The 11,975-nt window shown below is 63.4% G+C and carries 10 protein-coding genes; 3 read left to right on the top strand and 7 right to left on the bottom strand.

What is annotated here, in order from left to right:
- Positions 1–100 precede the first annotated feature (100 nt).
- From JQ587_RS02635 to JQ587_RS02610, 6 genes are all read right to left on the bottom strand, one after another.
- Positions 101–1,777 carry a methyl-accepting chemotaxis protein gene (locus JQ587_RS02635; RefSeq protein WP_212303284.1) on the bottom strand — a complete coding sequence of 559 codons (1,677 nt, stop codon included), beginning with the start codon at positions 1,775–1,777 and terminating at the stop codon, positions 101–103.
- Between the two features lie 403 nt (positions 1,778–2,180).
- Positions 2,181–2,978 (bottom strand): hypothetical protein, encoded by a 798-nt coding sequence (locus JQ587_RS02630; protein WP_212424330.1) that lies wholly within the window; start codon positions 2,976–2,978, stop codon positions 2,181–2,183.
- A gap of 171 nt (positions 2,979–3,149) precedes the next feature.
- The gene (locus tag JQ587_RS02625; protein ID WP_212303282.1) at positions 3,150–3,659 is read right to left on the bottom strand and encodes an OsmC family protein; all 510 of its coding nucleotides are present in this window, start codon (positions 3,657–3,659) and stop codon (positions 3,150–3,152) included.
- Positions 3,660–3,713: 54 nt separating this feature from the next.
- Positions 3,714–4,499, bottom strand: a complete 786-nt coding sequence (locus JQ587_RS02620; RefSeq protein ID WP_212303281.1) for an ABC transporter ATP-binding protein — start codon at positions 4,497–4,499, stop codon at positions 3,714–3,716.
- Between the two features lie 4 nt (positions 4,500–4,503).
- Positions 4,504–5,349 carry an ABC transporter permease gene (locus JQ587_RS02615; RefSeq protein WP_212303280.1) on the bottom strand — a complete coding sequence of 282 codons (846 nt, stop codon included), beginning with the start codon at positions 5,347–5,349 and terminating at the stop codon, positions 4,504–4,506.
- 119 nt (positions 5,350–5,468) lie between these two features.
- Positions 5,469–6,440, bottom strand: coding sequence for an aliphatic sulfonate ABC transporter substrate-binding protein (locus JQ587_RS02610; RefSeq protein ID WP_212303279.1), 972 nt, complete (start codon positions 6,438–6,440; stop codon positions 5,469–5,471).
- Between the two features lie 188 nt (positions 6,441–6,628).
- Here JQ587_RS02610 and JQ587_RS02605 point away from each other — a divergent pair, with 188 nt between their 5' ends.
- The gene (locus JQ587_RS02605; protein WP_212303278.1) at positions 6,629–9,418 is read left to right on the top strand and encodes a [protein-PII] uridylyltransferase; all 2,790 of its coding nucleotides are present in this window, start codon (positions 6,629–6,631) and stop codon (positions 9,416–9,418) included.
- Positions 9,419–9,473: 55 nt separating this feature from the next.
- Here the strand turns inward: JQ587_RS02605 and JQ587_RS02600 are convergent, their stop codons facing one another.
- The gene (locus JQ587_RS02600) at positions 9,474–10,004 is read right to left on the bottom strand and encodes a methylated-DNA--[protein]-cysteine S-methyltransferase (RefSeq protein ID WP_212424329.1); all 531 of its coding nucleotides are present in this window, start codon (positions 10,002–10,004) and stop codon (positions 9,474–9,476) included.
- A 92-nt stretch (positions 10,005–10,096) separates the two neighbouring features.
- On the opposite strand from JQ587_RS02600, the gene JQ587_RS02595 reads away from it, so the two are divergent.
- Together JQ587_RS02595 and JQ587_RS02590 are read left to right on the top strand one after the other, a co-directional pair.
- Entirely contained in the window at positions 10,097–10,459 is a 363-nt protein-coding gene (locus JQ587_RS02595) for a DUF1304 domain-containing protein (protein ID WP_212424328.1), read from the top strand.
- Positions 10,460–10,605: 146 nt separating this feature from the next.
- Positions 10,606–11,832 (top strand): ABC transporter substrate-binding protein, encoded by a 1,227-nt coding sequence (locus JQ587_RS02590; protein ID WP_212424327.1) that lies wholly within the window; start codon positions 10,606–10,608, stop codon positions 11,830–11,832.
- Positions 11,833–11,975 lie beyond the last annotated feature (143 nt).

The following is an 11,975-nucleotide window of genomic DNA, read 5'->3' as shown; positions in this document are numbered from 1 at the left end:
GGAACCGTCATTCCGGGATGGTCCGAAGGACCAGACCCGGAATCTCGAGATTCCGGGTTCGCCTCTTCGAGGCGCCCCGGAATGACAATGTGGTTGCTGCCTACGCCCTCGCGGCGATCGCGGCGGCTTCGGCGGCGGCGCGCTGCATGCTGGTCGACATCTCGTTCGTCACCGTGCTCTGCTCTTCGACGGCGGCGGCGGTCGAGGTGACGTATTCACTGACGTTGTTGATCGCCTGCTTGATCGAGCCAAGCGCGCTGACGACATCGCCTGAGATGCCGTTGAGGCTGCCGATCTCCTGGCCGATCTTGTCGGTGGCCTGCTTGGCCTGGTTGGCGAGGCTCTTCACTTCGGAAGCCACCACGGCAAAACCGCGGCCGGCCTCACCGGCGCGGGCGGATTCGATCGTGGCGTTCAACGCCAGCAGATTGATTTGGCCGGTGATGCTGTTGATCATCTCGACGATGCCGCTCATCGCCTGCGCGGCTTCGGTGAGCCGCTGGGCCTGGGCGTCGGCGGCAGCGACCTGATCCACGGCGCTCATCGCGGTCTCGCGCGACTTGGTCATTGCTTCGGAGATCTCCCGCACCGAAGCGTTGAGCTCCTCCGAACCGGCGGCCACCGATTCCATCATGCCGCGAACGCGCTCGTTGCCCATGCGCACCAGCACCTGCTTGGTGGTGTCGGTGGCATATTTCACGACCTTGAACGGCTTACCGTTGAGATCGAGGATCGGATTGTAGGAGGCCTGGATGTAGACTTCCTTGCCGCCCTTGCCGATGCGCTTGTATTCGGCCGCCTGGTACTGGCCGCGGTTGAGCGCGGCCCAGAACTCGCGATAGGCGCCGCCGTCACGCTCGCTCGGCTCGACGAACATGCTGTGATGCTTGCCCTTGATCTCGGAAAGCGAATAACCGAGCGCGCTGAGAAAGTTGGGGTTGGCGGTGATGATCGTGCCGTCCATATTGAACTCGATCACGGCTTGCGCCTTGTCGATCGCCGCGATCTGACCGGCGAGATCGGCGTTTCTCAGCTTCTCCGCGGTGACATCGGTTGCGAACTTGACGACGCCATACGGCTTGCCGTTCTCGTCGAGCAGCGGATTGTAGGAAGCGAGAATCCACACCTCCCTGCCGCCCTTGCCGATCCGCTTGAACTCGCCGGCCTGATAATCGCCGCGGTTGAGCGCGGCCCAGAATTCGCGATAGGCCGTGCCATTGCGCTCAGCGTCGGCCACGAACAGGCTGTGATGCTTGCCTTGGATCTCGGCGAGCGAGTAGCCGAGCGTCCTGCAGAAATTCTCGTTGGCGGAGACGATGGTGCCATCGAGCTTGAACTCGATCACAGCCTGGGCGCGGCCGATGGCGGCGATCTTGGAGGCATCCGTCATGCTCCGGATCTTCTTCTCGGTGATGTCGGTCGCAATCTTGGCAACCATCACCGCCTTGCCGTCCCCATCGAGCACAGGGTTGTAGGATGCTTCGATCCAGACCTCGCGGCCGTCCTTCGCGATCCGCTTGAACTCGCGCGCCTGATACTCGCCACGCTTCAGTGCAGCCCAGAACGCCTTATACTCGGCGGTGTCGCGCTGGTCGGCCGGCACGAACATGGAGTGATGCTTGCCCTGGATTTCGTCGAGCCGATAACCGAGGGCATCGAGGAAATTCTTGTTGGCCGTGACGATCGTCCCATCAAGATTGAATTCGATCATGGCCTGCGACCGGCCAATGGCGTCGAGCCGCGCCTGTGCATCACCATGGGACTTGCGACCGAACATCAGACAATCTCCATCTTGAAAAAAGCCCGGGCGGACACGTCCGCTGGGGATATGCCGCTCCGGCGACATTGCCGTAGTCCAGTCCACAGTTCCCGCGGGTCCGCACAATCGAATGCCGATCGGACAAGTTTCGCGCCAACGGCAGCGGAGGCGGGCATGCAACATTATTCGTAAAGGAAAAACTCGAACAAAGTTCTAATGGAAATAGCGAGAATCGGCAGAGTTGGGCGCGGCCGTTGGCGCAACGAATGCGGCTACCCTCGAGAACGGCGTGCCGCTCGGCTTGAAATGATGTTTCTCATTCAATGGCTTGACCAACGTGCCGCGGGTTTGCCGGCCTGACATGAGGGATATGTCTTCTCGCGACTCGATGTCACGCGAGTCCGTAGTCTCACTGCTCCTGTCACACCTTGTGCATCGTACGCCGGCCGATCCACCACAGCGTCAGGTTCCACACCACGCAGGTTCCGAGCGCAAGGCATAGACCGACGGCGGAGCCGAATTGCACCACCGCGACGTGCATCACGGCAATCGCCATTCCGAAACCGAGCAGACCCCAGGCGGAGTTGGCCAGCACGGCAGCGGTCGGAGGGCCACCGATACGCGGATGCAGGATCACCATCATGCTGGTGAACACGATCGGATAGAGCGCCATGATGCCGCTGATCTTCGGTCCGACCCAGCCTGAGGTCGAGACCACGATCGCGACCAGGGTCGCGACCAGCGAAGCGCGGAACGGCACGTCGTACCAGCGGCGCGTGACAAGCGGCATTTTCACGTGGCGATAGCGCGCCAGCAGCGGAATGCAGATGCCGAAGGCGACGAAGTTGACGGCAAGGCCGGCGGTCAGCGACCAGTCGAACATCCGGATGATCGAGGCGAGCACGATCCAGACCGCCACGGCTGCGCCGCAACTGACGGCAAGGCCGTGCCGTTGCGCCAGCACGACATAGATCAGCCCCAGCACGATCGTCGCGCCGTTGATGGGCAGGCTCGCGAGCGCACCCTGCGCAATGAAGGCGGCGTCATGGTCGAGTGCGAGGAAAACATAGGAGGGCCCCGCCGAGATCGGCAAGGTCGCAACCAGCGCGCCGATCACCGGCCCGGAGCGCTCCGCGATGATCGACGCCGTCACCACGAACGCCGCCGCGATCGCCATGCGCAGGAGAAGGAAGATGATGAAGGAGAGTTCGAGGGACATCTAGCGCGGGGTGATTTTGTTGAGGTGTATTGTCCGCGGGGTCGAGCACCTCTCCCACAGGGAGAGGTCGATTTGTGCAGCAAATCGGGTGAGGGATTCAGGTCCCACGAGAAAGCGCAGCCCCTCTGCCGCGCTTTCAGCGCGACCTCTCCCTATGGGAGAGGTAGGCAATCACATCCGCTGCATCGACACCGAAACCTTCGGGCCGTTCTTGATGGTCTGGTAGACCACGCAATAGCGCTCGGTGAGCTTGAGCAAGAGATCGAGCTTGTCCTGCGGCGCATCGGTGTCGACTTCGAAGCGCAGCCGGATTTCCGCAAAGCCGACCGGGGTCTCCTTGTCGACGCCGAGTGTGCCGCGGAAGTCGAGATCGCCCTCGGCATAGACGTTGCCGGTCTTCAGCGGCACCTCGATCGCGGTCGCGACCGACTTCAGCGTGACGCCGGCGCAGGCGACCAGTGCTTCGAGCAGCATGTCGCCGGAGCAAAGCTCGAGGCCGGAGCCGCCGGTGGCGGGATGCAGGCCGGCCATCGCGATGGCGCGGCCGGTCTCGACCTTGCAGGCGATGCCTTCGCTGTCGGTCGAGCCCTTTGCCTTCAGCGTGATCATCGCGGTCTTGGGATCGGTCTTGTAGCGCTCCTTGATCGGGGCCTGCATCTGGCGCAGTTCTGCGGCGTCCATCTTGTTCTCTCCCGGAAAAATTGCCCCTCGATGTACCGGCTCAGGGAGAAATTGTCACCACCACATGGCCTGACCGGGACCCTGGGTTGCGTCACGGTCGGGCACGTTACGGTCCAGCGAACGGTCGAGCGACGTCAGCACACTTCGCTTGAAGTTCTCGAACAGCGGCGAATTGCGGTCGCGCGGCCGGCCGAGATTGATCTCGATCTGGTCGAACAGCCGGCCGGGCCGCGGCCGCATCACCAGCACGCGGTCGGACAGCACCACGGCCTCATCGACGTCATGTGTGACGAGGATCAAGGTCGGGCGCGTATCGGCCCAGAGGTCGAGCAGATGATCCTGGAGGTCGCGACGGGTGAAGGCGTCGAGCGCCGAGAACGGCTCGTCGAGCAGGAGCACCTCTGGCTGCGGCACCAGCGCGCGGGCGATCGCAACGCGCTGCGCCTGTCCACCGGAGAGCTCGCGCGGCCAGGCCTGCGCCTTGTCGGCGAGCCCGACGCGGGCCAGCGCGCGCGTCACCTTCTCGCGCCGTTCAGTCGCCGGCAGATCGGCAAGGCCAAAACCGATATTGTCGGCGACGCTGAGCCAGGGCAGCAGCCGCGGCTCCTGGAAGATGATGCCAATCTTGGCATGCGGCGAGGCGATGGCTTCGCTGTCGAGCGTCACCGTGCCGGAGCTGGCGCGGTCAAGCCCGGCGATGGCACGCAGCAGCGTGGACTTGCCGCAGCCGGAGCCGCCGATGATGGCAATGATCTCGCCCTGCCTGATCTCGGCGGAGAAGCGCGCGAGCGCCTGCACGCCGTTGGGATAGGTCTTGCTGACCCGGTCGAGCGCGAGCATCGTGTTACGCTCCCTTCGGTCGGGCGAAGGCGTCCTGCCAGCGCAGGAAGGGCGCGGCCGCGACCTCGATCAGCCAGTCGGTGAGCTTGCCGAGGATGGCGAAGATCACGATGGCGGCGAGGATCTGCGCGGGCTTGCCGAGCTGCTGGCCGTCGAGCAGCAGATAGCCGAGGCCTTCGGAGGCGCCGATCAGCTCGGCCGCCACCACGAACATCCAGCCGAGACCGAGGCCAACACGCAAGGACACGACATAGGCCGGCAGCACCGCGGGCAGCAGGATGCGGCGGATCATGGCAAAGCCGGACAGACGGAAGGTGCGGCCGACCTCGACGATCTTGCGATCGACCGAGAGAATCGCGCCCATCACGCCGAGGTAGACCGGGAAGAATACGCCCACCGCGATCAGCGCGATCTTCGAGGTTTCGAAAATGCCGAGCCAGAGGATGAACAGCGGCACCCAGGCCAGCGACGGGATCGCGCGCAGCGCCTGCACGGTCGGATCGAACAGCCGCCGTGCCAGCGACCAATAGCCGGAGATCGCGCCCAACAGCGTGCCCGCGACCACGCCGAAGGCGAAGCCAAGACCGACGCGCCACAGCGTCGCTGCGATGTGGCGGACCAGCTCGCCGGAGCGTGCAAGCTCGGTGATGGTGGCGAAGACCCGCGAGGGCGGCGGCACCAGCCGGCCATTGGACCAGCCGAACCAGACCACCAGCTCCCAGCCGACCGCTAGCGCAACCGGCAGCAGCAGCCCCAGCATCGGCCGCGCATAGCGCGATAGCCGCGAGGGCACGGCAGTGCTCTCGGCGGGTTCCGAAGATTGCTGCAAAACTGGCGCGTCGGAGATCATGGCCGTTAGGAAGCGCGTCCAGGAAAGGAATGCAACAGTGTTGCCACACTCACAGCCGTCGTCCCGGGATCGCTTCGCGCCCGGGACGACGGCGGAGTATGTGGCGCGCGTTTGCCGAGCTAATTCGTCGGCAGCGGCACCTGGTCGTCGATCAGCGCGTCCAGCGTCGCCTTCACGTCGACCTTGGGGTCGACGACGCCGGCCTGCTGCAGGGCGAGGCCTGCGGCAAGGATCGACTCGCGCTGGGGGGCGCCGATGCGGCTGTGGGTGAGCTCGGTGCGCTCCTTGAGCTGCTTGTCGACGACGGCGTCGGGAAGCTTCGTGACCGCGATGAAGGTCTTCTTCAGCTCGTCGTAGTTGGCGAGCGAATATTTCCGCGCCTCTTCGTACACCGCGAGCACGCGGCGAGCGGCGTCCGGATAGTCCTTCAAGAACTGCTCGCGCACATTGAGAATGCCCCAGGTGTTGGCATCGGCCTTGCGATACAACAGCTTTGCGCCCTCCTCGACCTCGGCCTGCGCCATCATGGGATCGAGACCGGCCCAGGCATCGACGTCGCCGCGGATCAAAGCGGTCTTGCCGTCGGCGTGCTGGAGCAGCACCGGGGTGATGTCCTTTTCGGTGAGACCAGCACCGAGCAGCGCGCGCACCAGGAAGATGTGCGGATCGGTGCCGCGCGTCACGGCGACGCGCTTGCCCTTGAGATCGGCAACGCTCGCGATCTTGGAATCCTTGCCCGTGACCAGCGCGGTCCACTCGGGACGCGAATAGACATAGATCGATTTGATCGGATTGCCGTTGATGCGCGCGACCAGCGCCGCCGAGCCCGCGGTCGAGCCGAAATCGATCGAGCCGGCATTGAGGAATTCGAGCGCCTTGTTCGAGCCCGCCGACTGCACCCAGGTGATGGTGATGCCATCCTTGGCGAACTCCTTCTCGAGAAGCCCCTTCTGCTTCAGGACCATCGACACCGGATTGTAGGTCGCCCAGTCGATGCGGATTTCCTTGAGCGGATCTGCAGCCCTTGCCGCGGGGGTCAGCGCGAGCGCGACGGCTCCCGCCAGCAAAATGCGTCGTGTCATGTCAGCCATGCCCAGCCTCCTTGAAAACTTCATTATTTTTCAATGAGTTACATCTAGAAATCAACGAGAAAATCCCACCCTTGAAAGCGCGCGGCCCGAGAACAATTTTGCTTCCAGCCGGTCTTTTCCAGCATGGAACGACTATTGCCAGAGAATGGCGGGTGACAGCGCCTGTCACCTCTTATATCCGGTGAGACATGGACAGCGTTGCGACCGAGCATAAGCCAGAGGTGGATGATCGCTTCGACACCGCGCGGATCACCGCCGCGGTCGATGCACTCGCGGAGAAGCATCAGGGCCGCGAAGACGCGTTCCGTACCGCGATGGCGCAATTGCTCAAGGCCGAGCTGATCGCCGCGCGCGCCGCAGCGCAGGCGATCCTGCTCAAGGATCGCCATGGACGGCGCTGCGCCGAGCGGCTGTGCCATGTGCAGGACGAGATCATCCGCATCCTCTACTCGGCCGCGACCCGTCATCTCTACCGATCGCCGATCCCGAGCGGGGCCGAGCGCATGGCTGTGGTCGCGACCGGCGGTTATGGCCGCGGCCTGATGGCGCCCGAGTCCGACATCGATTTGCTCTTCATCCTGCCCTACAAGCAGACCGCCTGGGGCGAGCAGGTCGCGGAAGCCATTCTCTATTGTCTCTGGGACATGGGGCTGAAGGTCGGTCATGCCACGCGCTCGGTCGATGAATCGATCCGGCAGGCCCGCGGCGACATGACCATTCGCACCGCGATCCTGGAGACGCGCTTCCTCACCGGCGACCAGCCTCTCTATGACGAGCTGGTCGCGCGCTTCGACAAGGAAGTGGTGCAGGGCACCGCGTCCGAATTCGTCACGGCGAAGCTCGCCGAACGCGAAGAGCGGCATCGTCGCGGCGGCCAGTCGCGCTATCTGGTCGAGCCGAACGTCAAGGACGGCAAGGGCGCCCTGCGCGACCTGCACACGCTGTTCTGGATCGCGAAATACGTCTATCGCGTCCGCGACACCGACGAGCTGGTCGAACGTGGCGTGTTCGACGCGCAGGAGTATCGGAGCTTCCGCCGCTGCGCCGATTTCCTCTGGTCGGTGCGCTGCAATCTGCATTTCTACTGCAATCGCGCCGAGGAGCGTCTTTCCTTCGACCTGCAGCGCGAGATCGCTGTCAGGCTCGGCTACACCTCGCATCCCGGCATGCAGGACGTCGAGCGTTTCATGAAACACTACTTCCTGGTCGCCAAGGAAGTCGGCAACCTCACCGCCATCCTTTGCGCCAAGCTCGAGGATCAGCAGGCCAAGCCCGCTCCGGTGCTGAGCCGGATGATGGCACGGCTGCGTCCCACGGCCGTGAAGCGGCGCGTCCCCGACAGCGACGACTTCATCGTCGACAACAACCGCATCAACGTCGCCGCGCCCGACGTGTTCAAGCACGATCCGGTCAATCTGATCCGTATCTTCCGCCTGGCGCAGAAGAACAACCTCGCCTTCCACCCGGACGCGATGCGCGACGTGACGCGCTCGCTCGGCCTGATCAACGCGCAGATGCGCGAGAATCCGGAAGCCAACCGGCTGTTCATGGAGATCCTGACCTCCGACAACGCCGAAATCGTGCTGCGGCGGATGAACGAGACCGGCGTGCTCGGCCATTTCATCCGCGCCTTCGGCAAGATCGTCTCGATGATGCAGTTCAACATGTATCATCACTATACGGTCGACGAGCACCTGATCCGCTGCGTCGGCTTTCTCCAGGACATCGAGCGCGGCGGCATCGAGGAGTTCGCGCTCGCCAGCGATTTGATGCGCAAGATCCGGCCCGAGCACCGCGCGGTGATCTACATCACGACGCTGCTGCACGACATCGCCAAGGGACGGCCCGAGGATCACTCGATCGCAGGCGCCAAGGTCGCGCGCCGGCTCTGCCCGCGGCTCGGGTTCAGCGCGGCCGACACCGAGCTCATAGCCTGGCTGATCGAGGAGCATCTGACGATGTCCACGGTCGCGCAGTCTCGCGATCTCTCCGACCGCAAGACCATCGAAAATTTTGCCGCCGTGGTGCAGTCCGTCGAGCAGATGAAGCTGCTCACCATCCTCACCACCGCCGACATCCGCGGCGTCGGCCCGGGCGTGTGGAACGGCTGGAAGGCGCAGCTCCTGCGCTCGCTCTATTATGAAACCGAGCCGGTGCTGACCGGCGGCTTCTCGGAAGTCGATCGCGGCAAGCGCCTCACCGCTGCATATGCCGAATTCCGTAACGCCTTCGCCGAGTGGCCGGCGGACGAGCTCGATGCCTATATCGGCCGCCACTATCCGGCCTACTGGCTCAAGGTCGAGCTGCCGCGCAAGATCCGCCATGCCCGCTTCGTCCGTTCCAGCGAGCAGGCCGGCCACAAGCTTGCGATCAATGTCGGCTTCGACGAAGTGCGCGGCGTCACCGAGCTGACGATCTTCGCCGCCGACCATCCCTGGCTGCTGTCGATCATCGCGGGCGCCTGCGCTTCGGCCGGCGCCAACATCGTCGATGCGCAGATCTACACCACGACCGATGGCCGTGCGTTGGACACGATCTCGATCTCGCGGGAATACGACCGCGACGAGGACGAGGGCCGGCGTGCCACGCGCATCGGCGAGATGATCGAGGACGTGCTCGAAGGCAAGCTTCGCCTGCCGGAAGTGGTGGCGCGGCGCACCGTGCGCAGCAAGGCGCGGCCTTTCGTGATCGAGCCGGAAGTGACCATCAACAATCAATGGTCCGACCGCTACACCGTGATCGAGGTCTCGGGCCTCGACCGCCCCGGCCTGCTCTACGAGCTGACCACCGCGATCTCCAAGCTAAACCTCAACATCGCCTCGGCCCATGTCGCGACCTTCGGCGAGCGCGCCCGCGACGTGTTCTACGTCACCGATCTCTTGGGCGCGCAGATCAACGCGCCAACCCGCCAAGCCGCGATCAAGAGCGCACTGACGCACGTCATGGCGGGCGACAAGGCGGTTCAGCCGGCGGCGTGAACCTCTTCCGTCATTCCGGGGCGACCCGTAGCATCGAACCCGGAATGACTGAGCTTCAAACCTCAACGCCCTCGTGCCGCAGCAGCCAGCGCTTGCGCTCCAGCCCGCCGCCGTATTTCACCAGCGAGCCATCCGCACCGATCAGACGATGGCATGGCAGCACCACGCTGATCGGGTTGGAGCCGTTGGCGTGACCAACGGCGCGAATGGCCTTCGGCCTGTCGATCTTTGCGGCAAGCGCGCCATAACTCATCGTGGTGCCGGCAGGGATCTTCGCCAGTGCAGTCCAGACCTTTTGCTGAAATGGCGTTCCGGCGATGCGCCATTCGATTTGCGCGAGCTGGCCGAGATCCCCTGCGAAGTAAGCCGACAGCGCGGCCTTCATCGCCGTCGGCGCAGGCCGATCAATCAGCTCCACCGCACCATGATGCAATCTCAAGAGCTCGCGCATGCGGTGCTCGTAGTCGTCCCAGTCGAGCGCGCGCAACGCGCCGTCGGCATCGGTGATGAGCAACGCGATCCCGATCGGCGTCACCAGCCGATCGAGACCGAGGCGTTCAGGAGGTTTGGTTGATCGAGCGGTCATCGCGACACCGTTGCATCGAAACACATTTCGCACTTGCCATGCCGGCTGTGCTAACGTCCACCCGAAAGCTGACGCTTTTGGGGGAGCTCAACTTGATTTTCATCGCCAATATCCTGGTGGCGCTGGTCGCCGCATTGCACGCCTACTTTCTGATCCTGGAGATGTTCCTCTGGGACAAGCCGCTTGGCTTGAAGACATTCCGCAATACGCCGGAGAAAGCCGAAATCACGAAAGTGCTGGCCGCCAATCAGGGCCTCTATAACGGCTTCCTCGTCGCCGGCCTGATCTGGGGGCTCGTCCACGGCAATCCGGCCTTCGCGTTCCAGATCAAGGTCTTCTTTCTGCTCTGCGTGATCGTGGCCGGCGCTTATGGCGCGGCGACCGTCAGCACGCGCATCCTGATCGTGCAGGCGCTGCCGGCCGCAATCGCGCTGGCAGCACTGTTCCTGGCTTAAGACCTTGGCCTGAGGCGCTACGGCGCAGCGCCGCGATCCTTGCGCGCGGCCTGCCCTTCCTCCACACTCTTCGACAGCGATGGCGACCGTTGCAAAAACGGGAAAAGACCGTCGGCCGGAAAATTCCGTCAGGAGGAACAACCAACATGAAGACTCGCAGAGCCTATCTAGCTGCCACGGTGGCGCTCGCCTTCGCGTTCTCCGCCAACCAAGCCCTCGCACAGAAGAAATACGATATCGGCGCGAGCGACACCGAGATCAAGATCGGCCAGACCGTGCCGTTCTCCGGCGCCTATTCCGTCTACGCCAACATCGGCAAGACCCAGGCCGCCTACTTCAAGATGATCAACGATCAGGGCGGCATCAACGGCCGCAAGATCAACCTGATCCAGTATGACGACGCCTATTCGCCGCCGAAGACCGTCGAACAGGTGCGCAAGCTCGTCGAGGGCGACGAGGTGCTGTTCACCTTCCAGATCATCGGCACCGCGGCAAACGCCGCCGTGCAGAAATATCTCAACGGCAAGAAGATCCCGCAGCTGCTGGCTTCGACCGGCGCTGCGCGGTTCAACGATCCGCAGAACTATCCCTGGACCATCGCATATAATCCCAACTACGTGTCAGAGGGACGCATCTACGCCAAGTACATTCTGAAGGAGCATCCGAACGCCAAGATCGGCGTGCTCTACCAGAACGACGACATGGGTCGCGACTATCTCGCGGGCCTCAAGAGCGGCCTCGGCGACAAGGCTGCCAGCATGATCGTCGGCGAGGTCTCCTACGAGGTCACCGATCCGACGGTGGACTCGCAAGTGGTCAAGCTGAAATCGATGGGTGTCGACCTGTTCTATGACGCCTCGACGCCGAAATTCGCGGCGCAGGCGATCAAGAAGCTCGCCGACCTCGGCTGGACGCCGGTGCATATCCTCGACATCAATGCGAGCCCGATCTCGGCGACGCTGAAGCCGGCCGGTCTCGACATCTCCAAGGGCATCATCTCGACCCAATATGGCAAGGAGCCGGGCGATCCGCAGTGGAAGGACGATCCGGGCGTGAAGGCCTTCTTCGCCTTCATGGACAAGTATTTTCCCGAAGGCGATAAGCTCAACACCGTCAACACCTACGCTTATTCGGTGGCCGAGCTCCTGGTGCAGGTTCTGAAACAGTGCGGCGACGACCTGTCGCGTGAGAACGTCATGAAGCAGGCCGCCAACATCAAGGACTTCACCCCGAGCTTCGCGCTGCCCGGCATCAAGATCAACACCGGTCCGAACGACTACCGCGTCAACAAGCAGATGCAGATGATGAAGTTCAACGGCGAACGCTGGGAGCTGTTCGGACCGATCATCGAGGACTCCGGACCGGCGGGTTAGTTCGATCTTGTAGGGTGGGTTAGACCTGCGGCTGCGCGAAGCGCAGTCCGCGGGGCGTAACCCACCTCTTCTGCGTCCCCGAAGACAAACAGTGGTGGGTTACGCCGAACAGATGCGCTTCGCACATCTGCCCGGCTAACCCA

This window comes from Bradyrhizobium manausense, from assembly GCF_018130615.1.
Classification (GTDB): domain Bacteria; phylum Pseudomonadota; class Alphaproteobacteria; order Rhizobiales; family Xanthobacteraceae; genus Bradyrhizobium; species Bradyrhizobium manausense_A.
Note: the sequence above shows the minus strand (reverse complement) of the source record. Positions and strands in the feature narration are given on the sequence as shown.